The following is a 26,138-nucleotide window of genomic DNA, read 5'->3' as shown; positions in this document are numbered from 1 at the left end:
GCTCCTTATATATAGAATGATGGGTAATTCTAGAAGATACTGTCTATTATACCTGAGCGGCCGGGCACAATCACGCCGGAGCCGCACCTCCGGCAGTGCAGACCGCCAGGCCCCCGGTACCACTTGTGCCGCCTGTGCCGCTAATGCCCCGCAGCGCCCGGTCATCCCGCTTTAGTCTTCCGGCGTAATTGTCTTAAGCGGCAGGGTCGCCGGACCTTCGAGCACATCGCCTTCGTAGGAGAAGCGGGAGCCGTGACACGGGCAATCCCAGGAGCGTTCGGCATTATTCCATTCGCATTCACAGCCCATGTGGGTACAGGTTCTGTCCACAAGATGCAATTGGCCCTCAGGGTCGCGGTAGGCACCTACGCGTTTGCCGTCATGGAAGACAACAGCCCCCTGATCCGGCTCCAGATCTTTTGTCTTGGTGTGCACAATCTCCACTTTGCCGGCCACCAGCTCCTTGGCGACCGAGAAGTTCTGCACGATGAAGTTCTTGATGGCTGGAACGGCCTTGAAGCGTGAGGGATCATATAACCCGGTGTACGGGTTGCTGCTTCCCAGAATGCCGTCTGCGATCAGGCGGGCAGCCACGGTTCCGTTCGTCATGCCCCATTTTCCGAAGCCGGTGGCGATATAGATCTCCTCGTCCTCGGCGCGCTTGCCGATATAGGGCACCCGGTCCAGCGTGATCAGGTCCTGGGTGGACCAGCGGAACGGAATACTGCGGATGCCCAGCAGCTCCCCGGCGAACCGCTCCAGATTCTCATAATGGCCGAACGTACAAATGCCTTGACCCGTCTTGTGGTTCTCCCCGCCGGCGATGACCAGCTTCCGGTCTCCCCATTCCACTGCCCGCAGCGAACGGGCCGGTTCACCGGCACTCAGATACATGCCGCCCTCATAATCCGTCTCCGGCTCGAACGCCAGACAGTAGGAGCGTTCGGCATGCAGCCGTGAGAAGTAGAGGGAGCCGCCGTCATAGAAGGGGAAGTGGGAAGCCGACACGGCATGGCGGCAGCGGATCTGGAGCTTCTCTCCCTCGGTATGCAGGGTTATCTGTCCGTCCGTATCAACCTTCTCTCCGATCATCGTATGCTCAAATACGGCGCCGCCCCTGTCCAGAACCGCCTGCAGCAGTCCCTTCAGGTACTCCAACGGGTGAAAACGGGCCTGATCCGGCATCCTGATAGCCCCGCCTGCACCCAGCGGCAGGGGGACCTGATCCAGCCACTCTCCGGGCAGTCCCAGCTTGCCGTAAGCCTCGAATTCCTTATTCAGCGCCTTCAGCGTCTTCACGTCACCTTGATCCGCATACAGGTAGGCCGCCTCCCGCTTCATCCCGCAGGACAGGTCCAGCTCCTCCGCTGTGGCAATCATCCATTCCATGGCCACGCTGTTCGACTGATAATACATCCGGGCCTGCTCTTCGCCGAAATGCTTCAGCAGATCATGATAGATCATGCCGTGCTGGGTGGAGATTTTGGCGCTGGTATAGCCGGTGGCCCCGCCGAGAATCTGTCCGGCTTCAAGCAGTGTGACCTTATATCCGGCCTTGGACAGCAGATAAGCGGTAGTAATCCCGGTAATTCCTGCCCCTACAATAGCTACGTCTGTGACATGATCTTCCGCAAGCACCGGAAAAGACGGCAGGCCTGTACTGTCTATCCATAATGATTCCGGAAATTGCGGAAGACCTTGCGGACGGGGTTCCTGTGTGCTCATAGTCTAGTCCCTCCTAAGTGATGATCCATTTCATTTATTACCACTCTTCCGTGAAAAGAAACGCCCCGCTCCCCCGGCAGGTGCATGAAAACCGCCAGAAAGTGCCAACCTAAGAAGAAATTCACGGAGCAGCGGGCGGAGAGGGGCAGAGACCTATGTCGGAACAACAGCATACACAGGCGGTCGTGCTCGAATGGATCAGAAGCCAGCTAAGCGGGTTCGGCGACCTTGAAGACAAGGTCTTGACGATTCCGGCGGGACAGGTCAGCCTGCTCTATATCAAAAGTGTGACGGATGCACAGGCGATCAGCCGCAATATTATTGCTCCGTTCTACGAGATGGGGCATCCCGCAGCCTACTACAGCTATGTGGCCGATTACCCCGGCAGTGAAGAGGTGACAGACGGGCAGCGTGCTCTGGATCTTCTGCTCAGCGGCTATGCCTGTATTGGGCGGGAGGGCAAGCTCTGCTGCTTCGATGTCCTCCGGGCGGAGGCCAGCAGTATCAAGGAGACGATTACGGAGAGTATCAGCCAAGGTCCCTCCGATGCGCTGGGGGAGAGTCTGGCGGTGAACCTCAATCTGGTCCGGCGGCGGTATCTGTCCTCTGCGCTCAAGATGGAATTTACCGTTATCGGCAATGTGTCCAAGACCAAGGTGGCGATCCTCTACGACGAGAGCCGGGTGAATCACCAGGTGCTGGCGGAGTTAAAAGAGAAGCTGGACTCGCTGAAGCTCGACATTCTGCAGGCTGCCGGTGAACTGGAGAAATATATCAGCAGCGACAAGCTGCGCATTTTTCCCAAGACCATAGTAACCGAGCGCCCCGACCGGGTGGTATTCAATCTGGCAGAGGGCAAGGTGGCGGTCCTGCTGGATACGACCGGGTATGCGATTGTGCTTCCGTCCATATTCAATGATTTCTTCACCGCCATGGATGACAAAATCCATCTGCCCTTCGTCGGCCGCTTCCTGAAGCTGCTGCGCATTCTGGGCGTGGCCATGACGTTATGGCTGCCGGCCTTGTACATTGCCTTCACCTCATACAATCCGGAGATTGTGCGGGTGCAGATCGCCCTGCTGATCGGGGGAAGCCGCGCTACGGTGCCTTATCCTTCTTTTGTCGAGGTGATTCTGATGATGATTATGATGGAGTTCCTGACGGAGGCCAGCTTGCGTCTGCCCAGAGCCATCGGTCCTACAGCGACCACGGTCGGCGGTCTGATCCTGGGGCAGGCTGCTACAGCGGCGGGGCTGATCGGCAACATTATGATTATTCTCGTCTCCGTGGTGGCGATATCCAATTTCCTGGTTCCGCTGAATATGATGAGCTTCTCCATCCGTGTGCTGAAGTATTTCTTTGTCATTGCCGCAGCTGTGCTGGGGCTTGTCGGTGTCGTTATCTGCCTGGTGGGCTTCACGCTGTACTTATGCAGCCAGCGCAGCTTCGGCCAGCCGTATTTCAAGATGTTCGCCCTTGATGCGCTGGGAGCGTCACTGAAGAAGAAAAGTGGGGGCTCCTAATGGCAAACAGCCGCTATTTCTACTGTCTGTTTCTCATGAACTCCCTGATCAATATCATTAACTTCACCCCACGGGAGCTGATGGATGCCCGCTTCGACGGTGCGCAGTCCTCCATCCTGGTTGCGGTGGCTACGGGCACCCTGTTCATCTACCTGTTCACCAGAGTCATCCGTAAATTTCCGGGGAAAGGACTGCCGGAGATCTTCGGTTCAGTGATGCCGAGGCTGCTGGTCTCCCCGCTGATTGTTGTATATGCGGTTCTCTGGTATCTGGCCGGGGCGCTGATTCTTCTGTCCTTTGTGGACATTACCCTCCGGTTCATCAGTCCGGACACCAGCCCGATGGCAGTCTTGCTCGGGTTCCTGGTATTGACCTGCCTCTGTGCCAGAATAGACTCGCTGTCCCTGCTCTATGGACTGGAAATTACACTGGCTATCACCCTGCCCTTAATTCTGTACACGACAGTCAAAGCAGTGGTGAACCCGGACTTTAGCTGGGACGCTGTGCTGCAGATCATGACACATGCCCTGCAACCTCCAGACTGGAACAGCATTGCAGCGGCGACCTTCACGTTCAGCGGCTACATTAATATGGCGGTCTTTAACCGGGTATTTCATGGCTTGAAGCTGAAGCATATCTGGATTCTGAGTCTGGAGGGGCTGCTCGTGCTGGCCATCACGTTTTATGTGCCCATCGGATATCACGGAACCGTCGGTGTCGAGCGGCATGTGTACACCTGGTTCACCACAGCGGACAGCATCCGGATTGAGTCGTTTTTGATTGAGCGTATGCTCTATCTCTTTTATTTTGCTTACAGCACGCTGGCGCTGGTCAGTGCCATTATCCAGTGGCATGTCGGCAAAGAGCTGCTCCTCAGCCAGCTCCCCTCCGCCCCCGGCAGACCTAAGACCAGACAGTGGCAGGAGATCGTCATTCTGGCGGTTTTTGCAGCGGGCACCCTGCTCCTGATGCGCATAGATCAGTACGACCTTAATATGCTCGGGGTATTCCTGCTGCATATCCGCTGGTACGGGGAGCTGCTGCTGATCCTGCTGTTATTCGGGTGCTACTGGATGGTAAGGAGGCGAAGAGCGTGAGAGCGGGAGTAATCGGGACTCTGCTGGTGATGCTGCTGTCCGCAACCATGACCCTGACCCTTACAGGCTGTAATTTCAAGGATATTGACCGGAGAATATTTGTGGTTGCTATTGGCATTGATCCCGGCCGGAAGGAAGGAACGTTCAAGGTTAGTCTGAAGCTGGCGATTCCGCAAGGGGATGTCACGAAGATTGACGAGAAGATGCAGATCCTGACCGAAGAATCGGATAGTATCTCTGAAGCACTGCGCAGAATGAAGTCCAAGGTGGAAAAGGAGCTCGACTATGTGCACTGCAAATCGGTAATTCTGGGGGAAGGGCTTGCCGCGGACGATATCCGGCATGTAACGGATTGGGCAGTCCGGCGCAGAGACATCCAGCTGATTCTTAATTTCGCCGTGGGCAGGCCGGGGGCGCTGGAGGTGCTTCAGGTTAAGCCGCCGTCAGAGCGCATTCCGTCCAACTCGCTGATTCTGGCAATGAGCGGGCAAGGCACCGAGTCGCCCTTCATCTCCAGTGTGTATTCCTATCAGCTGATGCGGAGTATTTATGAGAATGGGATAGACCCCATATTGCCGGTTATTGAAGCGCAGAAGAAGGACCAGTTCCTGATTGACAAGATCGCTCTGCTGGATAAAAGAAAAATCAAGCTGGTCCTCTCCCCGGACGAGACCCGGCTGTTCAACCTGCTGTCCCGCTCCAATCTGCGGACGAACTTCCCCGCCCATATAGGCGGCGGTATGTATCAGTACTATACGGAGAGCTCCTCTTCAAGCTACCAGATTGTCACTCCCGCAGATGAAGATCCCTATCTCCGCTATACCATTAAAATCCGGGCGATCCTGGAGGAGAGCAGCACGGCGGAGACCGTCACCCACCATATGCTGAAGGAGATTGGGGAGGCCGGTGCAGCGGAACTGGAACATGCCGTAACCGCACTGCTGGTCAAAATACAAGGCAGCGGCATGGACCCGCTGGGCTGGGGGCTGCATTATGGCGCGCGGCACTGGAATAATGATACGGAGATGGCTGACTGGGAGCGTCTGTATCCCCGGCTGCAATTTCAGGTCAAGGCCAAGGTGGACATTAAATACTCGGGAATGATCAAATAGAGCCGCGGCGGATTGACGCTTCCGGCATCAGGACTTATACTTGATCTAAAAACAAATTAGAGGATGATAAAGATGAGAACCCTGAACCTAACCTCTCAGCGTCAAGCCGTGTATGATATCGTCCGCAATTCCCATGATCACCCTACCGCTGCGGAAGTCATGAACCGGCTGGTTGAGCAGGGCCATAACCTCGCTTATGGAACGGTCTACAATTCCCTGCGCTACCTTACAGATAAGCAGATGATCCGCGAGCTGAAGCTGGGCGAGGCGGCCAGCCGGTATGATGCGCGCCTGGACGACCACCAGCATATTGTCTGTGAAATCTGCGGTGCCGTGGATGAAGTGATGAGCCAGGTCCCGCAGGAGTGGAGCGACTCGGTGGCAGCAGATACAGGCTATTCGATCACTCATACGCATGTGGTATTCGGAGGCATATGCCCGGCCTGCCAGAGCAGAAATTCACGCCAGAACTAGGACGTTTGTATGAGGCGTGCTGGCTCGCTTAGTAACGGAATATAACAAAAGACCGTTTTCATGGAAACGGTCTTTTTGCTGTGCTCCTATAAAAATTATCAATAAATATAGGGAAATTATCATTAATTGCCGGAAAAAAGAGGGTTTCGGGGGCTGATATTTAATTATATATAAAGCTGCCGCTATGATCCTTCTTAAGACCCAGGAAGAATGAAAGAGAGAGTGAGTCCATTATATGAATAAAAAGGTGCGTCTGAACATCCGTACGAAGCTGATTACTACCTATCTGCTTGTCCTGCTGGTACCGAGCATCATTATAGGCTGGTTAACCTATCAATCGGCCAGCAGCAACATAGGGGAGCAGCTTACCAATAATGCCCAGGAAAGTGTAGTTGCAGTGAACCAGATCATAAGTTCCAATATTCAGTCGAAAATAGATGATATTCTCTATTTCGCCGGACAGCTTCCGGCAGATTCCATTAATAACGAGGCGGCCGGACTGGCGTCGCCTGCACTGGAGAACAGATTACGGGAGTATGCCGCGCTGCATCCCGATGTGCTTGATATTTATGCCGGAACCAGCAAAGGCAAGAGCATCCGAGCGGCAGAGCTGGAGCTGCCGGAAGGCTATGATCCGCGCAAGGAGAATACATATATCAATGCGCTTAAGAAGGGCAGCGGCACTGTGATCTCACCGGTATTTCAGACGGTGAACGGGGAGAGCGCCATTGCGGTATCGGCGGTGCTCGCAGGCGGGGACGGCGTAGTCAGTCTTGATCTGAATCTGTCCTCCCTTGCCGGTATGACGGATATCAAGGTCGGTCAGGAGGGCTATATTCTGATTATCGACAGCAGCAAGAAATTCCTGGTTCATCCCACAGAAGCGATTGGTGCGGAATCCTCGCTTGAGTTCGTGAAGCAGATGTTCGGGAGTCAGAGCGGAAGCTTCGATTATGTATATAAGGATGCACCCAAGAAGATGACCTTCATGGTGAATGAGCTGACGGGCTGGCGAATCGGAGGCACCATCAGCTTGAATGAGATTACGCAGGCAACCAGCGGCATCCGTGAGACGGTCTGGCTGGTCATCTCTGTATCCGTGCTGCTGGCGCTGGTGCTGATCTATTTCAACATTGCGTCGATTCTGAAGCCGCTGATCCGCCTGCGCAAGGCAACCGAGCGGATTGCCGGCGGCGACCTGTCGGAGGATATCGGGAAATTCCGGGGGGATGAGATCGGCCTGCTGGCCGGGAATTTCCGCCTGATGGTGGAGAATCTGCGGCAGATGATTATCGGGGTGCAGACCATGACGGATAATGTCTCTTTCTCCGCGGAGCAGCTGAGCGCGGGGGCAGAGCAGACGACCAAGGCTATAGAGCATGTTACAGTAGCCATCCAGGAGGTGGCAGCCGGCACGCAGCAGCAGGTCAACAGTGTACATAAAGGAATGGCAAGCACGGCAGCCACCACCACCGAGGTAGCCCATATCTCGGAGTTCATGCAGCAGGTGTCGGTAATGATGGACAAGACCTCGCTGTCGGCTTCGGAGGGCAATGATTCGGTCATCAGCGTAGTCGACAAAATCAACGGCATTCATGAGACCGTGGAGGAGATGGGCAAGGTCATCGATCAGCTGAGTGAGCGGGTCGGGCAGATCCAGGGGATCACCGGCGTGATCTCGGGAATCTCGCGGCAGACGAATCTGCTGGCGCTGAATGCGTCCATAGAAGCGGCCAGAGCCGGTGAACAGGGCCGCGGGTTCGCTGTGGTAGCCTCGGAGGTCCGCAAGCTTGCGGAAGAATCCGGAAAGTCAGCAAGCCTGATCTCCGAGCAGGTTGCCTCTATCCATTCAGAGATGCTCCGGGCTACGGCAAGCATGGAGGATGCGAAGACCAAGGTGATGGACGGCATTATGGCTGTAGATACAACGGGACGTTCGTTCTCCCGTATCCGCAGGGCGATTAAGGGGGCCGCGGAGACTATAGGCGGAATGAACGAAGGCGTTCAGACCCTGACTGCAGAAGCAGATAGTCTGGATCAGGCTATTAACGAGATCCGCGGCATTACCGAGGCTGCGGCAGGCAGTACCGAGACGATCTCGGCAGCCGCCCAGCAGCAGCTTGCCTCGGTGGAAGAGATCGCCTCTTCCTCAGCCGACCTGAGCCGGCAAGCCGATGAATTGCAGCAGCTGGTCGGACGCTTCAAGCTGTACCCGGCAAACCAGGCTCCTGCCGCGCCGGAAGCGGTCAAGCCGGGGGAGAACCTCCCTGGGGATCAGCAGAATTCATGAGGCCGAATATGCGGTCTGGTCTTTTCTTTTACCTCACTTTGCAAGTATACTGGTAAGCAACAATACGGGGTGATGAAGGGGAGAAGCGTTCATGGCAGAGCAATTAAAGGGCATTACCGTAGCCCTGGCCGGTCCGCGTAAAGCGGAAGACATGGCCAAGCTGGTAGAGAATATGGGAGGAACCGCGCTGCACCGTCCCGCTCAAGGGACAACCTTTCTGGATGATGCCGCCCTGCGTGAGGGGCTGATTGCCTGGACAGAGCAGCCGCCGGATCTGGCTATTCTGACTACCGGTATGGGGCTGGACGCATTGTTCGAGACGGCTGCGAAGCTGGCGCTTGCGGACCGCTTCCTGGAGGTTCTCTCTGGCTCACCTGTTGCTGCCCGTGGTTATAAGACAGTGAATGCCCTGAAGAAACGGGGACTTGAGCCGGTCGTGCGTGACGATGACGGCAGCTCTGCCGGACTGATTCGCGGCCTGCAGGACTATGATCTGCAGGGCAAGCGGGTCATGCTTCAGCTGCATGGGGAGACTGCCCCGCAGCTGATCGGTTGGCTGGAGCAGGCGGGCGCAGTCGTAAGCTGTGTGCAGCCTTACCGGTATACTCAGCCGGAGCCTGGAGCGCTGGAGCAGCTGCTCACAGAGATCACCGAAGGACAGGTGGATGCAGTGGCGTTCACAAGTGCGCCGCAATTCCGCTTCCTGGCACAGCATGCGCGGGAGCAGGGGCAGCTTGCGGCGTTGGTGCAGGCTTTTGAAGAGAGGGTGCTGGCGGTATCTGTCGGCCGTATGACCTCGGAGGCTCTGAAGGAAGAAGGCGTGAAGCGGATTGTCATGCCGGAGCACGAGCGGATGGGCAGCATGTTCGTTACCCTGGGCCGCTATATTGCGGCTAACCGGTAGCAGCGGGCCGTTCAATTACATTTACTACTACAATACAGAGAGATATGGAGGAGGAGACCTATGGACAAGAGAAAATGCCTGTTGTTAGGCGATTACACACACCCCCGGTTTCACCCGTTGCAAGGTGTGGACAAGCAGGTCAGTGAAATTCTGCATGAGCTTCTGACGGTACAATGCTCGGAGAACAAGAAGCTGATGCTAAGCGAGCATTTGTCCGGATATGATCTGTGCATCGCATATAATGAATTGTGGAATGAAACCGTATCTCCGCAGCAAACGGCAGGTCTGCTGAGCTATGTCAGCGGAGGAGGCGGTCTGATTGTCCTGCACACCGGGGTATCCCTGGCGAAGCGTTATGAGCTGGCTCAGCTGATCGGTGCCAGATTCACCGGCCATCCGGCTTATACTCCGCTTCAGTTCAAGGTGCAGGAGCATGATATTACCGAAGGCATCGAAGACTTCCAGCTCGATGAAGAGCCGTACCGGTTCGAGTTCGATCGGTTCACCGAGAAGCAGATTCTGCTCGAATACGAAGCGGACGGGGAGATGCTGCCTGCGGCCTGGTGCCACAGCTATGGGCTGGGACGGGTGGTCTATCTGATGCCCGGCCATCATGAGCCGTCGTTCCGGCATCCGGCTGTTCGTCAGCTGATTCTGCGGGCAGCCACCTGGGCGGCACGTATCCCCAGATAATCAGCAAATAATCGGCAATATCGAAGCTTAGCCCCACTTTGTGGGGTTATTTTGTGAAATGGCGGGCGAAGGGGTATACTTTATCCATAACTGCAATCTTTGGGAGGGAAGTACCATGAGTGATCTGTTGAAGAAAGCTATCTCATTAGGCGTAGGCCTCACCATTGTCAGCAAGGAGAAGGTTGAGAAGGTCGTTGACGAGCTGGTAAAGCGGGGCGAGCTGGCCCCATCGGAATCCAAGGCGCTGGTGGAACGGCTGGTAGAGCGCGGAGATGAAGAACGGGGTGTGTTCAAGTCTGCCGTGCAGGAGCAGGTTCAGCGGGTGCTGAAGGAGCTTAAGGTACCTGTACAGGAGGATATCACCAGGCTGGAGTCGCGCATTGCCCAGCTTGAGGGCCGTGTTGCCGAGCTTGAGGGCAAGTCACCCCAGGAGACCACCGTGCCGGAACAGCGTACGGAATAAATGGCTGTCCGCATAAGGCATGCCGGACGTTACCGGGCAATCGCCATGGCGCTTATGCGTCATGGCTTCGGCTATATGGTGGAGGAACTGGGCCTCTACCATCTTCTGTCGCTTCCCCGCCGGATCATCACACAGGAGGTTCATGAAAGTGTGACCCTCGCTGAACGGGTCCGCAGGGTGCTGGAGGAGCTGGGGCCGACCTTCGTCAAATTGGGCCAGCTTGCCAGTACGCGCTCCGATCTGCTGCCTGATGCGATTATTCAGGAGCTGGTCAAGCTGCAGGACAATGTGCCGCCGTTCTCAGCCGAGACGGCCCGCAATATTCTGGAGCAGGAGCTGGACCAGCCTATTGATGCGGTCTTCGAATACTTCGAGAACAATCCGCTCGCTGCCGCCTCCATCGGCCAGGTGCACCGCGCTGTGCTGCATGGCGGACAGAGTGTTGCGGTCAAAATACAACGTCCAGGCGTCATGCGGACGATGGGCAGGGATCTTGAGATTCTATCGGATCTAAGCCTGCTCGCCGAGCGCAAGATGGACTGGGCCAGGCAATACGGATTAGCCCGGATGGTCGAGGAATTCTCCCGGGCGCTGCTGGCGGAGCTGGATTATGCCCAGGAAGGGCGCAATGCCGAGCGTATAGCCGGGCAGCTGTCTGCTCAAGATAACATCTATATTCCGGCCATCTACTGGGATTTCAGCTCCACAAGGGTTCTGACTATGGAGTACATGGAAGGGATTACGCTGAACCGCAAGGACGAGCTACTGGGCTCGGGCATGAAGCTTAAGACGATTGCCCAGCAGCTCGTGGAGATGATGCTGAACCAGATTTTTATTCATGGCTTCTTTCATGCCGACCCGCATCCCGGGAATGTCATGGTGCTGGAGGACGGAAAGCTGGCCCTGATCGACTTCGGAATGGTCGGGCGGCTTAGCGAGGAGATGAAGGATGGCCTGTCCGCGCTGGTGATTGCACTCATGCGCAAGAATACGGACTCAATGGTACGGGCCATTCTGCGCCTGGGAGTAATCCCGGAGGAGGCCGACCGGATGGCACTGCACGAGGATATGGACCGGCTGCGCGAGCAGTATTATGATATCCCGTTCAAGCAGGTCAGTATCGGCAAGGCGCTGAATGATCTGTTCAGCATTGCCCGCAAGCACCGGCTGGTCATTCCGCCGGATCTGGCGCTGCTGGGCAAGACGATGCTGACCCTGGAGGGCATGGTCGCCAGCCTGGACCCGGCCTTCAGCATTATGCAGATGGCCGAGCCGTTCGGCAGGCGGCTGATCAAGCAGCGCTTCAGCGGAAGCCGTCTGCAGCGCAAGCTGCTGGGCGGGGTAGCTGATCTTGCCGAGAGTCTGGTTGAGCTTCCCGCTCAGGCCCGGCAGCTCTCCTCGCTGATCAGCAAGGGGAAGCTGAAGGTGGAGATCGGGGTCCCCGAGCTGCAGGACCTGGAGCATAAGTTCAGCCGGATCGGCAACCGCCTCTCCTTCAGTATCGTGCTGCTGGCCTTCAGCATCATCATGGCCGGACTGATTGTTGCCTCCTCCCTGCGCGGCGAGCCGTCGCTGCTCTGGGACTTCCCGATTGTGGAGATCGGCTCGGTCATCGCGCTGCTGATGATTCTGTGGCTGCTATTCTCTATCTTCAAATCGGGCAGATTCTAGCCGGAAGAGACGGATAAATAATTATTCTTCGCCGAATGCATACAAAGGTTGCAAAATCAAGTACAATATTAAGATAACTTGCCACAATTAAAGTGTAATGGAACGCAAATGGAGTGCCGTCTGAACGTCCGGTGGATCGCTGCTGCGCCGTATAACCGAACGTTCGACCGCTGCCTTGCGGGCCCATGGGACGGAAGGGCTCCGGTGACGGGGTGCTTCCGCTTTTATTTAATATGATAAGAATGTGAAACGGTACCGTCCTTATACAGGGCCTGAGGGTGAGATCCCCTCTGCTTACCTTGCGTACATTACTCCGTTACATGGATGAATATAAGTTATGGACTGACATGATGAACTGAAAATTTAGAAAATTAGTGAGGTGGAGCAATTGCCGGGTTTTAAAGATTTAGGAGTATCTGAAGTGCTGATTGATCTGCTCAAGGGGCAGGGCATCGTGAAGCCGACGCCGGTGCAGGAAGAGGCGATTCCGCCGCTGGTGCAGGGTCTGGATGTGATCGCACGTGCGAAGACGGGAACGGGGAAGACGCTGGCTTTTCTGCTCCCGATTATGGACAAGATCCGGGTTGAGGCCGCTTATCCGCAGGCGCTGATTCTGGCACCGACGCGTGAGCTGGCGCTGCAGATTACCGAAGAGGCACGCAAGCTGGCCCGTCATACGGGTGTGAAGATTCTGGCGGTCTACGGCGGTCAGGATGTGGAGAAGCAGCTGCGCAAGCTGGAAGGCGGCAGACATCTGATCATCGGTACACCGGGACGGCTGCTGGATCACCTCCGCCGGGAGACCCTGGACCTTAGCGGCGTGAAGATGCTGGTGCTGGATGAAGCGGATCAGATGCTGCATATGGGCTTCCTGGAGGATGTGGAGACGATCATTACGGCTGTGCCTTACCGCCGCCAGACGATGCTGTTCTCCGCGACGATGCCGGACCCGATCAAACGGCTGGCAGCGAACTATATGAAGGAGCCGCTGGATGTCATTATCAAGAGCGGTTCGCCGATCCCTCTGGATAATATCCGCCAGCAGGTGGTGGAATGCTCGGACCGCAACAAGGAGGAGGCGCTGATCTCCCTGATCGAGCGCGACCGTCCTTACCTGGCGATCATCTTCTGCCGGACGAAGCGCCGGGCCATCAAGCTGAACGAGGCGCTGCAGGCGGCCGGGTATGACTGTGACGAGCTGCACGGCGATCTGTCGCAGGGCAAGCGCGAAGCCGTCATGAAGCGGTTCCGTGACGCCAAGCTCCAGCTGCTGGTGGCTACGGATGTGGCGGCACGGGGTCTGGATGTTGAAGGGGTCACCCATATCTTCAACTATGATCTTCCGCTGGATGCGGACAGCTATATTCACCGGATCGGCCGCACCGGCCGCGCCGGAGGCAAGGGCCTCGCGATCACGTTCGCTTCGCCGCGTGAGCGCGCCGGGCTCGAACTGATCGAGCACGGCATCTCCCAGCGGCTGGACCGCCGCCGGTACGAGAAGGATGAATTCGGCGTAGGCGAATTCACCTCGGTGCAAGGCGGCGGCTCGCCGCGCGGGCGGCAGAGCGCGGCGCCTGAAGCGGCGCGCGCCGGCCGTGGCGGCCGCGGGCAGGGCCGCAGCGGCGGTGCGCCGCGCGGCGAAGCCGCAGGGCGTCCGGGCGGGCGTGGACGCGGCGGCAAAGACGCAGGCGGCTGGGGCGCGCCTGCGGAAGGCGGCGGCCGCAGCCGGAAGGACGCGGCCGGAGGCGGCAAGCGCAGCGCGTACAGCGCCGCTGCGGCGCCGAAGGGCGACTCCGCCGGGCAAGGCGCGGCGAAGAAGCCGAGACCTGGCGGCGGCTACGGCGCCTTCGCCAGCGGCGGCGACAGCGCACCAGCCAGCGGCTATGCTGCGGGTGCAGGTGCGGGTGCCGCAGCCGGGCGCGGCGGCAAGGGCGGCGCTGCGCGGGGCGGGGCCTCCAGAGGCAACGCCTCCCAGGGCGGGCCGAGCAGCGGCTACAGCACCAACGTATCCCGGGGCGCAGATGCCGGCGGCTTCAGCTACGGCGCGTCGAAGGGTGCCGGTTCCGGGGCCGGGTATAATCCCGGCGGCGCGAAGTCGAGCCCGAAATTCCGGGCGCATGTAGCGCGCAGCAACGATGCGGGCGGCTATAGTGCCTCCGCTCCCAAAGGCGGCTCACGCGGCGGCTCTAAGGGCGGTAAGGGCGGCTTCAGCTCGGGCGGACGAAGCAGCAGCGGCGGGAATTCATCGCGCGGCGGGCGCAGCGGGGGCTCTGGCGGCGGTGCACGCGGCGGACGCGGCTCCTCCAGATAAAGGCGCTTTACATGCATAGCTAATCCTTGTTACCATAGGGCCGTTGGCGTAACAGCCAATGACTCTATGGTAATATTTATTTACTGAAACCTTTTGGCTATCAGGCCTGTCTAATAGATACTGTCGTAACATTCGGGTACAAGTATAAATAGAGAGATAAAGAATGTAACCTGCACTTTTGATTAGGCGGGGTTCTGCCGAATTCAGGAGTGCGGGGGTACACAACGTTTAGGAGGATTACACAGCATGTCCAAAACCGCTAAAATTGTCATTCTACTCATCGTCGTCATTGCGGTCGGCTGGGGAATCGGGAAGTACACGGCACCGTCCGCTTCCCAGGAGAACGAAACCAATATAAATGCAGGCACAGATCTGGGAGCCGAGGGGCCGGAGGCAGCGCCTGAAGCTTCGGCAGTGCCGGAGCCTACGGATCAGCCAGCTCCTGGCGGTTCAGGCAATGGCACATCCGGGAACAATGCTGCGCAGATGGTGGTAGCCGAGCCGGAGAGCATCACGGTTATGGTTAATAAGCAGTACAGCCTGCCTGATCAGTATAAGCCTGCCGATCTGGTCTACCCGGACGTACCTTTTATCTTCTCGGAGAAGATTGAGAAGCGTATGCTGCGGCGTGAAGCGGCTGCGGCGCTGGAGGAGATGTTCGCGGGGGCGAAGGCGGACGGGGTCTATCTGGCCGGTGTATCCGGCTACCGTTCGGAATCGACCCAGAGACGGCTGTTCGATAACTATGTCGCCAGAGACGGCGAAGAGAAGGCCCGGACTTACAGCGCCATGCCGGGACACAGCGAGCATCAGACGGGGCTGGCCATTGACCTGTCCGGCAGAGACGGCAAGTGTGCGGCGGAGAGCTGCTTTGCAGGAACGAAGGAAGCGGAGTGGCTTGCCGCCCATGCCGCTGAATACGGCTATATTATCCGGTTCCTTGAAGGCAAGGAGGCGATTACCGGGTACAAGTATGAGCCTTGGCATGTCCGGTATGTAGGCAAGGAGATTGCGGCTTCCATAGCCGAAAGAGGGATCACACTCGAAGAATATTATGACGCCGTCCCGGTGTCGAATTAACCCTACACTATAATCAGGCGGTCCCGCGATTTGCGGGGCCGTTTGTGTGTCTGGGCGGGCGGGAGGTGATTTGTTCGCCAGTTGGCTGTATCGCCACAATGAAGCGTGTACGGACATTAACGGGGCGCTATAGTAAGAGGTTGCATCTCTGAAGCTACAAAGAAGCAGGCTAGGGTGAGTAATGTATGCTTTTGATGCTACAAGGCACGCTAATGTCGGGTAATAGATGCTCTGATCATACGTGTGTCAGGAGAATAAGTGGATTTCATCCACCTGCTGTGGCGCGATTGAGCCCTCCTCCGGTAGCAATTGGAAAAAGAGCACTTAATTAATCACTATCCAGCAAAAGTAGCCAAACGCTCCAAATTAGATGCTGTTCATCCACTTGCTTCCGGCCAATCGTCTGAAACCGGGAAAATAAGATACGTTAATCCACGTGCTTGCTTCTGAGGCGGATAATGGCTCGTGCAGCAGCATGGTTCACCCCCGGAAACGCTGGTTAAGTAGTGGGAAACCGCACACTATGAAATGGGAGGCGTTCTGGATGTCTGAACATAATCATGTGGTGAGTAAGGACGGCAGTGTGACCATGAACCGGGTAACGGAGGCGCTGGACCGGATCGATCCGGGGCAGAAGGAGATGATTCTGGACAATTTCGGGCAGTTCAAGGCGTATTTAGGAAAGCGCATTCAACTGGCGCAAAAAATCGGCCTCAGCGACGAACAGCTGGCGCTGGCCGCCGAGAAAATCGCCGATTATCTGGCAGCGTATGAGGAGCCCCGCAATAGCGAAGAGAAGCTGCTGCTGGAATTGTGGAAGGCCGGGAACAAGGAGGAGCGCCACCGGCTGGCGCATATGCTGGTAAAGATGGTGCAGCACTAAAAGTAGCGGTACCGGAAAGTAGCAAACGTTTTTGTAGTAATCAACGCTGATGGCATAGAGTGCCTATACTCTCCTGCAAAAAGCATGAACAAGCAGCATGGCTCCCTGAAACAGTAACAACGTTGCTCCATCCCATCCTATAAAAGTAAAGTAAATCAGGCGGTTCCGTGATACTTGCGGTGCTGCCTTTTTGCTGTGCAGGAAACAATTGACCCAGCAGCGGATGGGAGATATAATTATTTTATTATATGAGCATTTGTTCATATGTATGATAATCAACCATCCAACTATTAACCATCCAAACCATCCATCCAACAAAGGAGCTATGTCCAATGACCACCCTTAATCTCCTATCCCTGATTTTATTCTGTACGTTCCTTGCCTCTTATGTGTTAAAGCTTGTAATTCTCAACAGAAAGAACAACATCCAGGCCAATGTACTGGGCAAAGGTAAGAAGATTACGACCATTAAATCAACCGAATGGTTTGTCAAAATCGCTACGCTTCTGTGGGGCGCTACATGGTTCCTGATGTCCATAGCTGAGCCGTATTTTGTGAACTTGCTTGGGCGGCATTATAATCTTCCGGTTGTGAATTATATCGGTGTGGGTATAGTTAGTATAGGGTGTGCGGTATTCATTCTTGCCATGGCAGCGATGAACACTTCCTGGAGAGTAGGAATTGATAAGTCCACAACAACCAGGCTGGTGACCCGCGGGGTATATAAGATTAGCCGGAACGCTGCTTTTGTCGGCTTCGATCTGATGTTCGCAGGTCTTTATCTTATGTATCCGAGCTGGCTGACGCTAGTTATTCTAGTGTTGAATGTTGCTGCTATTCATCTGCTGATTCTGCAGGAGGAGAAGCATCTGCGTCTTGTCTTTGGCGAAGAATACAGATCCTACAGCAGCAAGACGCCAAGATATCTCTGAAGACTCTACAATCCAACCCATTGGAGTTGCTCTCATATGAAATTAAGCATTCTCGATCAATCTCCGGTATCGGAGGGAAGCACTCCGGCAGAGGCGCTCCGGCAGACGGCCCTGCTGGCCCGTGAAGCGGAACGGCTCGGCTATCATCGCTTTTGGGTTGCGGAGCATCATGCTGCGCCAGGCCTTGCCGGCTCCAGCCCTGAAGTGCTAATGGCGCATCTCGCTGCGGTGACCTCAGCGATCCGCATCGGCTCGGGAGCGGTGCTGCTCTCGCATTACAGTGCGTTCAAGGTCGCGGAGAATTTCCGCGTCCTGGAGGCGCTCTATCCCGGGCGGATCGATCTCGGGATAGGGAGAGCGGCAGGCGGCGGTGCCCTGGCCGCCAAAGCACTACAGGATACCCGTGTGACTATTGACGACGTTGACCGGTACGAGCAGCAGATTCAGGAGCTGATTGCTTATCTCTATGAATTTGAGGGCGGAGCATCCCCCAGCGCTATGCCGGATTGCGGGCAACGCCTGCAGTAGACTCAGCACCGGAAATCTGGCTGCTGGGCTCCAGCCGGGAGAGTGCGGCGCTCTCGGCCCGGCTGGGAACCGGTTATGCCTTCGCCCGGTTCATTGCCGGGAATGGGGGAGCGGGAGCGGTGCATGAGTACCAGGACAGCTTCGCGCCATCCGTGGCCGCTGCATCGCCGAAGCCGCTGCTTGCGGTGTTCGCCGTCTGTGCAGAGACATCGGCCGAAGCAGACCGGCTGGCTGCCAGTATGGATCTCTCACTGGTTAGCCTGGAGAGGGAACACCTCTCTTCCCCGACCCCGTCCGTAGAGACTGCACTGAACTATACATATACCCCTTACGACCGTTTTACCATTAAGGATAACCGGAAGCGGATGGTCATAGGCTCGGCTGCTGAAGTCAGGGAGCAGCTTCAGCTGCTGGCGGAGGAATACCGCTGCGGGGAGCTGATGATTTCTTCGCATATCCATGAGTTCAGGGACAAGCTGCAGTCCATCCGGCTCATCGCCGAAGCCTGCGGGCTGCAGCGCAGGGCGTAGCCTTTGCCGCCGGAATTTGGTTTTGGCTGCGAATAGGGTAAAATGAAGAGGTTACTTATATAAAGCGCACTTAAGAACTGGGCATACAGCCGAAAGGAAGCGAAGCAGAGATGTCGATTTATAGTTTTGCAGGAGTGACACCTTCGGGTACAGAAGTGCCGTTTAAGGACTATGAGGGCAAGGTGCTGCTGATCGCCAATACCGCCAGCAAGTGCGGACTGACCCCGCAATACGGAGATTTGCAGAAGCTGTACGAGCAGTACGGGGACCAGGGGCTGGTGGTGCTGGGCTTTCCGTGTAACCAGTTCGCCGGTCAGGAGCCGGGCACAAGCGAGGAAGCGGAGTCCTTTTGCCAGATTAACTATGGGGTTACGTTCCCGGTGTTCGCCAAGGTCGATGTGAATGGTCCGGAGGCGAGCCTGCTGTTTCAATATTTGAAGGGTCAGCAGCCGGGGGACGGCGAGAGCAGTGATATCCAGTGGAACTTCACGAAGTTCCTGGTTGACCGCAGCGGCAATGTAGTGGCCCGTGTCGAGCCGAAGGAATCACCGGAGAGCATGAAGGGGCTTATCGAATCTCTGCTGTAATGAGGCTGAAATCATCCGCTCTGAAGGCTGGAGCCAGGCTATACGTGTTCTCCCGGATAGTGGTGCAGATGCGCCCGGTCCGGGAGTTTTCTATACAATTAAGTTTCACCCTTTATGAAAATTATCCTTGAATCTTTTCAGAGACCCTGTATTCTTTGAAGAGAAATGCTTCGCCTGACTACATGAATCGCATACAGGAAGCAAGGATGCAGGATAATAACGGCAGGAGGGTTACATAACGGCATGAGGTTAATTACAGAGGTAGCATCGGCAGCGGGGATCAAGGAGGAGCATCTGGAACTGTACGGCAAATATAAAAGCAAGCTGGCGCCCTCGCTCTGGGCAGAGCTGAAGCACAAACCGGACGGCAAGCTGGTTCTGGTTACCGCAATGAATCCTACACCGGCAGGTGAAGGCAAGACGCTGACGACGATTGGGCTCGCCCAGGCGATGAATGCAGCGGGTGTACGCACGGTAGCAGCGCTGCGTGAACCCTCGCTTGGTCCCTGTCTGGGGATGAAGGGCGGAGCAACCGGAGGCGGCAAGGCGCAGATTGTTCCGGCAGATGAGATTAACCTGCATTTCACGGGGGATATCCATGCGGTGACGTCAGCACATAACCTGCTCTCGGCGATGATCGACAATCATATGTTCCAGGGCAACAGCCTGGGGCTTGATCCGCAGCGAATCGTCTGGAAAAGAGTTATGGATATGAATGACCGCAGCCTGCGGAATATCGTGACCGGCATTGGCGACGGCAACGGAACTGTGCGGGAGAGCGGCTTCCAGATTACAACAGCCTCCGAGATTATGGCCGTGCTCTGCCTGTGCAGCGATCTTGCGGATCTGAAGCAGCGGCTCAGCCGCATTCTGATCGGGTATGACCATGCGGGTCAGCCGGTAACGGCACAGGCCATAGGAGCCGTAGAGGCGATGACTGCGCTGCTGAAGGAGGCGGTGAAGCCGAATCTGGTGCAGACGCTGGAAGGAACCCCGGTCATTGTACATGGCGGCCCGTTCGCCAATATTGCCCACGGCTGCAGCAGTGTAATCGGAACCCGCTACGCACTGAAGCTGGGCGATGTGGTAGTGACGGAGGCAGGCTTCGGCGCAGATCTGGGCGCGGAGAAATTCATGGACATCAAATGCCGTCAGGCCGGGCTGGCACCTTCGGCTGCTGTTCTGGTGGTTACGGTGAAGTCGCTGAAATACAACGGCGGCGTCCGCAAGGAAGAGCTGTATGAGGGCAATCGGCCAGCGCTGCTCTCCGGATTGTCCAATATGGAGCGGCATATTGAGAATCTGCGCAAGTTCGGTGTGCCTGTGTTGGTGGCGCTGAATCATTTTGAAGGGGATGCCCCTGCTGAAGTGAATGAGGTGCTGGAAGCCTGCGGGCGGCTGGGGGTACCTGCTGCGGTGTCCAAGGTATGGGCTGAGGGAAGCGCGGGCGGACAGGAGCTGGCGAAGGAGCTGATGAAGCTGCTGGACCGGGAAGAGCCTGTGAATTATGCGCCGCTGTATGAAGACCATCTGGATATCCCGTCCAAAATCAACCGCATCGTCACGGAGATCTACCGTGGTGCGGGAGTAGCCTTCTCTCCGGCAGCCAAGCGCAGTCTCGCTGTCATTGACCGGCTGGGCCTGCATCATCTTCAGGTCTGCATGGCCAAAACCCCGTATTCCTTCTCGGATCAGCCCCGGCTGCTCGGAGCCCCGGAAGGCTTCACCATGGGCGTCCGGGACATCACCCTGTCCCTCGGGGCGGGATTCGCTGTTGTGATCACCGGCAACATGGTCACGATGCCGGGTCTCCCCGCCAAGCCCGCAGCAGAAAGCATACTGGTCGATGAGGATGGCGTAATTTCCGGTCTGGAATAAGACATCAGCAGCTAATAGTTGTAGTTTGGCCTCACTTTACCGCAGATATGCTGCGGAGGGTGAGGCTATTTTGTATGCCAAAACAAACATGTCTTTCAAGGCACAACCCCAGCATGAAAATGAGCAGCGCGCCTAAAAACAGAACGAACACAATGGGACTGGGCGCGCCGCGTAGGCCAAATGTAATCGAAAAACCGATCACAATGGGACCTGGAACGCCGGGTAAGCCAAATGTAATCAAAAAACCGATCACAATGGGACCGGGCGCGCCGCGTAGGCCAAATGCTCCACAGCCCCCTAAAGAAGTTGGAGTCCTCCCCCACAAAAATGTAGACTAGATATAGGAGGAGGATGAACGGTATGGGACACTTAACAGGAACAAGAGAGAAGGCAGCGCAAGAGGTGTTGTCTGGCATTAAGGCAGCGGTGGTTGCCCGCAAGTATGGGGTGACCCCATCGACGGTGAATCAGTGGGTGAGGGACTACCGAGAGGCCCATGGGGAACAAGATCATCCGTATCCCCAGGAGCAGGTGGAGGAACTGAAGCGCCTCCTGGACGTGGAGCAGAAATACGAGAAGGCCGTCAAGATCCTCGGCGAAAAGGAGTTAGAGATCGAGATTCTGCGTGAACTGCTAAAAAAGCCAACCCCTGCTTATCCGAAAAAATCGAGGTAGCCGACATGTTCATTAAGCAGGGGAATACCGCAGCGTTGGTACTACGTCTCGTGGGGCTAGCAGAGTCTACGTATTACGACCGTAAGAAACGCAAGAAGCAGGATGTACAGGCCGTACCCCAGGGGCGCGGAAGACCCGTACCCGGCTATTCCCTGACCGAGTCTGGAGAGAAGATTAGCGACGAGGAAATCCAGGAATGGCTGCTGGAATTAATCGCTGGAGAGGAGCACGTGTACGGGTACAAACTGCTGGCCAAGTGCTTGTGGAACCAGCACGGGCTGAGGCTCAATCACAAGAAAAGCTACCGGCTGTGTCAGGCGCTGGATATCCTACAGCCGCAGCGTCACAAGCGTTTTAAGCATCCTCGGAAGCTGCCGGAGAACCGGGTCATTACAGGGGCGGGTCAGCTCTGGCAGATGGACATTAAGTACGGTTACGTGGCGGGCCAGGGCAGGCATTTCTTTGTCCTGAGTATTATCGATGTCTTTACCCGTGTCATCGTCGGCTACCACCGCGGATCGTCGTGTGAAGCCAAGCACGCCTGCCAGACGCTGGGACGCGCCATGGAGCAACACTGCGCCCCTGACAGCGCACGCCCGGTGATCCGCACCGACAATGGTCCACAGTTCGTCAGCCATCTGTTTGGCGACATGTGTGAAAGCTGGGAAATGACCCATGAACGCATTCCGCCTCGAACGCCGGATTTAAATGCTTTTATTGAATCGTTCCACAGTAATATCGATCGGGATTTGTTCCGCAAAGAGGCCTTCGAGACGTTCGAAGAGGCCTATGAAGCCGTGGACCGGTACATGGACTTCTACAACAATCGCAGAATGCATACAAGCCTTCGGAACATGCCGCCAGCTACCTTTGCGGAATGGGTCTTGACCCTAGAAGACCGCTCCCGCTTCTTCTGGCCGAGAGAAAAAGCGAAATAAAGAGCATATCTACGACAAGTGCTGATTTTATACGGAGGACTCCGGGATAAGGGGGTCGCACCGAATGCAATCAAAAAACCGATCACAATGGGACCGGGAGCGCCGCGTAGGCCAAATGTAATCGAAAAACCGATCACAATTGAACAGGATGCGCCGGGTAAGCCGAATGTAATCGAAAAACCGATCACAATTGAACAGGATGCGCCGGGTAAGCCGAATGAAATCGAAAAACCGATCACAATGGGACCGGGAGCGCCGCGTAAGCCAAATGTAATCGAAAAACCGATCACAATTGGACCGGGCGCGCCGCGTAAGCCGAATGTAATCGAAAAACCGATCACAATGGGACCGGGCGCGCCGCGTAGGCCGAATGTAATCGAAAAACCGATCACAATGGGACCGGGCGCGCCGCGTAGGCCAAATGTAATCGAAAAACCGATCACAATTGAACCGGGAGCGCCGCGTAAGCCGAATGAAATCGAAAAACCGATCACAATGGGACCGGGCGCGCCGCGTAGGCCGAATGTAATTGAAAAACCGATCACAATTGGACTGGGAGCGCCGCGTAAGCCAAATGTAATCGAAAAACCGATCACAATTGGAGTGGGTCGGGTAGCGTAAGCCAAATATAATCGAAAAACCGCTCACAATTGGACCGGGCGCGCCGCGTAGGCCAGATTCACTCCTGCTGTTTCCTGCTCCTGGCAGACATAATGCCCCTCCTCCGGGGGAAACTAAGCCAAGGTTGAAGAGTGCAGCGGCGTTACAAATGGAGTGGATGATGCGGTGAAACTCCAAAGTTATTAAAATTTGAAATTGTGAACAATGTGAGAAAAATCACAATAACTCTTGCAATGTGATAAATATCACAATATAATCAGTATATAAAGTGAAAACAATCACAAATGTAAAGTTGTATAAACGCAGTCAGTACAGCACTTTTTTACAGACGCAATCACAAGCCCTACTAAATAAGCTTTTCAACTTTGAGGAGGAAGAAATTATGAAAGTAGCAGTTATTGGATGTACCCACGCCGGAACGGCCGCCATTGTAAATACCGCACAGTTATACCCGGATGCCCAGATTACGGTGTATGAGCGCAACGATAATATCTCATTCCTGTCTTGCGGCATTGCCTTATACGTTGGCGGTGTGGTCAAGGACCCGCAGGGACTATTCTATTCCTCCCCGGAACAACTTGCCGCCCTGGGTGTGCAGACGAAGATGCGTCATGAGGTAATCAACGTGAACACCGCCCGCAAAACCCTAAAAGCCCGCAACCTCGTGACCGGTGAGGAAATGGAAGATACTTATGACAAACTCATTATGACAACAGGCTCATGGCCGATTGTGCCTAAGCTTGAAGGAATAGAGATGGAGGGCATCCTGCTCTCGAAGAACTACAATCATTCCAATACCATTATCGAAGAAGCACAGAAGGTGAACAGAATTACTGTGGTCGGCGCCGGTTATATCGGGGTCGAGCTGGTAGAGGCTTTTCAGATGAATGGCAAGGAAGTTACGCTGATTGATGGGGAAGCTCGCATCCTGAGCAAATATCTCGATGAAGAGTTCACCGCACCGATCCAGCAGTCGCTTGAGGATCACGGCATTAAGCTGGCGCTGGGCGAGAAGGTCGCCTCCTTCGCAGGTGAGAACGGCAGAGTGACCAAGGTGATAACGAGCAAGGGTGAACATGAGACGGATCTGGTTATACTCTGCATCGGCTTCCGTCCGAATACCGAGCTGCTGAAGGGCCAAGTCGATATGCTGCCGAACGGCGCAATTATGGTTAACGATTATATGCAGACCAGCCTGCCGGATGTCTATGCTGCCGGAGACAGCTGCGCGATTCATTACAATCCGACTGGTAAACACGCGTATATCCCGCTGGCCACCAACGCAGTGCGTATGGGAACGCTGGTTGCCCGCAATCTGGTCTCGAACACGATCCCTTACATGGGTACGCAAGGCACATCGGGCATCAAGATCTATGAGGACAATATTGCCGGAACCGGACTGACTGAAGAGGCTGCTGCAGCCGAGGGAATGGATACGGAGAGCGTGATGCTGATCGACAACTACCGTCCGGAGTTCATGCCGACCTTCGAGCAGGTTCAGGTAAAAGTGGTCTTTGACCGTGCCACCCGCCGCATTCTGGGCGCGCAGATTATGTCCAAGATGGATCTGACGCAGTCGATCAATACCGTATCGGTCTGCATCCAGAATAAGATGACCGTGGACCAGCTAGCCTTCATCGACTTCTTCTTCCAGCCGCATTACAACAAGCCATGGAATTTCCTGAACACCGCAGGCCTTCAGGCTCTGCCGAAGCTGGCTGCCGTTAAAGAACCTGTACACGTATAAGAGCTGAATATTTTGCCGGAGCCCGCTTAGGGCTCTTTTTTTGTGAACTCTCGATGCAATGGCAGCCGGGAATGAAAAAAAATTTCTGTACAGCCCGCTTTTATGGTAAATTTGACATGTCAGTGAAAACTTTCACGTGGTTTTTATGATAGTGACTTTTATCACGTAAATGTGATTGGGATCACGTTACAATGGCATAAAGGAACAAATTTTAAGTAATTCGAAGGGGATAGGAATCATGGCTTATAACAAACCGCAGGGAATCGCTGAAGTGACGGTAGAGAACGGAATTAAGAAGGCGCATAATCCGCTCAGCACTGTACTCATTCTCGGTTTCCTGGGAGGAGCGTTTATCGCGCTCGGATTTTTGCTGGATATTCGTGTCATTGCCGGTGCACCCGCCGAGTGGGGGTCCATTGCTAACTTCATCGGGGCTGCGGTGTTCCCGGTTGGACTGGTGCTGGTGCTGCTTGCCGGAGGCGAACTGCTTACGGGCAATATGATGGCGGTGCCGCTGGCTTTTATGGCGAAGAAGATTTCGTTCTGGGAAGTCATGAAGAACCTGGTGCTAATCACGCTCAGCAACCTGGCAGGCGCCTTGTTCGTCGCTTATTTCTTCGGTCACATCGTTGGCCTTACATCAGATGGCGTGTATCTGGAGAAGCTGGTAAGTATGGCGGAGCATAAGATCGATGCTACGTTCCTGCAGGCTTTTATCTCCGGGATCGGCTGTAACTGGCTGGTAGCGCTGGCGGTATGGCTGTCGTACGGGGCAGACAATTTCAGCGGCAAAATCCTCGGTATCTGGTTTCCGACCATGGCGTTCGTGGCCATCGGCTTCCAGCACGTTGTAGCTAACATGTTCCTTATCCCTGCTGCGATCTTCGAAGGACATTTCACCTGGGGCCAGTATGCGGCCAACTTCGTTCCGGTCTGGCTGGGCAATCTGACGGGCGGCGCGATCTTCGTGGCTGCGGCGTACTGGATGGCTTATCTGCGCAAGGAGCCGGGTGCTGTGAGTCCAGCCGCAGGCGTACCTGCTGCTGGATTGAAGAAACACGCTTAATGAATACGGACCTGACCCGGTGAATCACATCGCCGGACTGTAACATAGCTTGCCTAGCACTTCCTGCTTCTCGGCACCCTGCTTCAAGGGATTCGTAGAGACAGGGAGTGTTTTTGTATAAAGATAAGAATTTATATGCTTCGCGTTATAATTATCCTTATCTTTCTCGCTGAAATGGTACCGTCCTGTAAAAGGACGGCAAAGCCGTTTCTACTTGTTTGGTATAGGTACAGCAGGATCATCCTCCGGATAAAACAAAATTCACCGTGCAATCCGATTCGGGGGAACGAAATCGGATCTCACGGTGAATAAAATAGGGAGTGTTTCATATGGATCATTACCCCGGCTTCCGGGGAACGAATCAGTGCCGGCAAGGTATTTTTGTTTACGTGTGAAAGAGCGGGTTATAG

The 26,138-nt window shown here is 55.5% G+C and carries 21 protein-coding genes and 1 pseudogene; 21 read left to right on the top strand and 1 reads right to left on the bottom strand.

The annotated features are described in order from the left end of the window. Positions 1–171 precede the first annotated feature (171 nt). Entirely contained in the window at positions 172–1,725 is a 1,554-nt protein-coding gene (locus tag NST26_RS30980; protein ID WP_340957477.1) for an FAD-dependent oxidoreductase, read from the bottom strand. Between the two features lie 155 nt (positions 1,726–1,880). Here NST26_RS30980 and NST26_RS30975 point away from each other — a divergent pair, with 155 nt between their 5' ends. The 21 genes and pseudogenes from NST26_RS30975 to NST26_RS30870 all read left to right on the top strand — a co-directional run bounded on the left by NST26_RS30975 (position 1,881) and on the right by NST26_RS30870 (position 25,728). Further along, complete coding sequence (locus NST26_RS30975) at positions 1,881–3,248, top strand: spore germination protein (protein ID WP_340957478.1); 1,368 nt, start codon at positions 1,881–1,883, stop codon at positions 3,246–3,248. Then, entirely contained in the window at positions 3,248–4,345 is a 1,098-nt protein-coding gene (locus NST26_RS30970) for a GerAB/ArcD/ProY family transporter (protein WP_340957481.1), read from the top strand. Before NST26_RS30975 ends, NST26_RS30970 begins: the two co-directional genes overlap by 1 nt. Continuing rightward, positions 4,342–5,457, top strand: coding sequence for a Ger(x)C family spore germination protein (locus NST26_RS30965; RefSeq protein ID WP_340957483.1), 1,116 nt, complete (start codon positions 4,342–4,344; stop codon positions 5,455–5,457). The genes NST26_RS30970 and NST26_RS30965 overlap by 4 nt, the downstream gene beginning before the upstream one ends. 72 nt (positions 5,458–5,529) lie before the next feature. Beyond that, on the top strand, positions 5,530–5,931 hold the full coding sequence (locus tag NST26_RS30960; protein WP_036692190.1) for a Fur family transcriptional regulator: 402 nt from the start codon (positions 5,530–5,532) through the stop codon (positions 5,929–5,931). A 235-nt stretch (positions 5,932–6,166) separates the two neighbouring features. Further along, positions 6,167–8,221: a methyl-accepting chemotaxis protein gene (locus tag NST26_RS30955; RefSeq protein ID WP_340957486.1), complete on the top strand. Its 2,055-nt coding sequence runs from the start codon at positions 6,167–6,169 to the stop codon at positions 8,219–8,221. Positions 8,222–8,312: 91 nt separating this feature from the next. After that, on the top strand, positions 8,313–9,125 hold the full coding sequence (locus NST26_RS30950) for a uroporphyrinogen-III synthase (RefSeq protein ID WP_340957488.1): 813 nt from the start codon (positions 8,313–8,315) through the stop codon (positions 9,123–9,125). 60 nt (positions 9,126–9,185) lie between these two features. Beyond that, positions 9,186–9,818, top strand: a complete 633-nt coding sequence (locus NST26_RS30945) for a ThuA domain-containing protein (RefSeq protein ID WP_340957490.1) — start codon at positions 9,186–9,188, stop codon at positions 9,816–9,818. A 115-nt stretch (positions 9,819–9,933) separates the two neighbouring features. Beyond that, positions 9,934–10,281: a phasin family protein gene (locus NST26_RS30940; protein ID WP_036728281.1), complete on the top strand. Its 348-nt coding sequence runs from the start codon at positions 9,934–9,936 to the stop codon at positions 10,279–10,281. After that, positions 10,282–11,952 carry an ABC1 kinase family protein gene (locus tag NST26_RS30935; RefSeq protein WP_209868541.1) on the top strand — a complete coding sequence of 557 codons (1,671 nt, stop codon included), beginning with the start codon at positions 10,282–10,284 and terminating at the stop codon, positions 11,950–11,952. Positions 11,953–12,340: 388 nt separating this feature from the next. After that, on the top strand, positions 12,341–14,263 hold the full coding sequence (locus NST26_RS30930) for a DEAD/DEAH box helicase (RefSeq protein WP_445323352.1): 1,923 nt from the start codon (positions 12,341–12,343) through the stop codon (positions 14,261–14,263). Between the two features lie 246 nt (positions 14,264–14,509). Continuing rightward, on the top strand, positions 14,510–15,343 hold the full coding sequence (locus NST26_RS30925; protein WP_036726142.1) for a M15 family metallopeptidase: 834 nt from the start codon (positions 14,510–14,512) through the stop codon (positions 15,341–15,343). Positions 15,344–15,887: 544 nt separating this feature from the next. Continuing rightward, positions 15,888–16,226: a DUF3243 domain-containing protein gene (locus NST26_RS30920; protein ID WP_339251961.1), complete on the top strand. Its 339-nt coding sequence runs from the start codon at positions 15,888–15,890 to the stop codon at positions 16,224–16,226. Positions 16,227–16,558: 332 nt separating this feature from the next. Further along, positions 16,559–17,158 (top strand): methyltransferase family protein, encoded by a 600-nt coding sequence (locus NST26_RS30915; protein WP_340957495.1) that lies wholly within the window; start codon positions 16,559–16,561, stop codon positions 17,156–17,158. A 36-nt stretch (positions 17,159–17,194) separates the two neighbouring features. After that, positions 17,195–18,216: pseudogene (locus tag NST26_RS34135) on the top strand (LLM class flavin-dependent oxidoreductase). A 110-nt stretch (positions 18,217–18,326) separates the two neighbouring features. Continuing rightward, the gene (locus tag NST26_RS30900; protein ID WP_340946473.1) at positions 18,327–18,803 is read left to right on the top strand and encodes a glutathione peroxidase; all 477 of its coding nucleotides are present in this window, start codon (positions 18,327–18,329) and stop codon (positions 18,801–18,803) included. 243 nt (positions 18,804–19,046) lie between these two features. Further along, positions 19,047–20,681 (top strand): formate--tetrahydrofolate ligase, encoded by a 1,635-nt coding sequence (locus NST26_RS30895; protein WP_340980602.1) that lies wholly within the window; start codon positions 19,047–19,049, stop codon positions 20,679–20,681. 360 nt (positions 20,682–21,041) lie between these two features. After that, complete coding sequence (locus NST26_RS30890; RefSeq protein ID WP_339313306.1) at positions 21,042–21,356, top strand: helix-turn-helix domain-containing protein; 315 nt, start codon at positions 21,042–21,044, stop codon at positions 21,354–21,356. A gap of 5 nt (positions 21,357–21,361) precedes the next feature. After that, positions 21,362–22,294, top strand: a complete 933-nt coding sequence (locus NST26_RS30885; protein ID WP_340957263.1) for an IS3 family transposase — start codon at positions 21,362–21,364, stop codon at positions 22,292–22,294. A gap of 18 nt (positions 22,295–22,312) precedes the next feature. Continuing rightward, on the top strand, positions 22,313–22,915 hold the full coding sequence (locus tag NST26_RS30880) for a hypothetical protein (RefSeq protein ID WP_340957501.1): 603 nt from the start codon (positions 22,313–22,315) through the stop codon (positions 22,913–22,915). A 382-nt stretch (positions 22,916–23,297) separates the two neighbouring features. Then, positions 23,298–24,662, top strand: coding sequence for an FAD-dependent oxidoreductase (locus NST26_RS30875; RefSeq protein WP_340957503.1), 1,365 nt, complete (start codon positions 23,298–23,300; stop codon positions 24,660–24,662). A 238-nt stretch (positions 24,663–24,900) separates the two neighbouring features. Beyond that, positions 24,901–25,728 carry a formate/nitrite transporter family protein gene (locus tag NST26_RS30870; RefSeq protein ID WP_036726153.1) on the top strand — a complete coding sequence of 276 codons (828 nt, stop codon included), beginning with the start codon at positions 24,901–24,903 and terminating at the stop codon, positions 25,726–25,728. Positions 25,729–26,138: the final 410 nt, after the last annotated feature.

The sequence above is a fragment of the Paenibacillus sp. FSL R7-0128 genome (assembly GCF_038002245.1).
GTDB lineage: Bacteria > Bacillota > Bacilli > Paenibacillales > Paenibacillaceae > Paenibacillus_AQ > Paenibacillus_AQ silagei.
The sequence above is the reverse complement of the archived record's forward strand: the minus strand, read 5'-3'. Positions and strand labels throughout refer to the sequence as shown.